The following is a 254-nucleotide window of genomic DNA, read 5'->3' as shown; positions in this document are numbered from 1 at the left end:
GCGAAAGTATCCTGAAGATTTACAATTTCCAAATGAAATACGAAAACCTAATCCAAAGAAGCAACAGGGAATTCAAAACGGCAGAGAAACTGAAAAAATCATCAGTATCCGGACGGGGATGGGTGCCCGGCATGACATGCGTTTAGCCAAGAAGCACCTTGCGGAGCTTTATCCCTGCAAAATAGTCATTGCGGATAAGGGTTATCAAGGATTGGCTAAAACCGGATTACAGACCCCGAAAAAGAAATCCAAAC

Annotated in this window: 1 pseudogene; it reads left to right on the top strand. The window is 43.3% G+C overall.

Annotation, left to right across the window (positions count from 1 at the left end):
* A pseudogene (locus ACTHSL_RS13890) lies at positions 1–254 on the top strand (hypothetical protein); the annotation flags it as partial.

The organism is Neisseria sp. P0008.S010, from assembly GCF_051962715.1.
In the GTDB taxonomy this organism is placed as follows: Bacteria; Pseudomonadota; Gammaproteobacteria; order Burkholderiales; family Neisseriaceae; genus Neisseria; species Neisseria elongata.
Note: the sequence above shows the minus strand (reverse complement) of the source record. Positions and strands in the feature narration are given on the sequence as shown.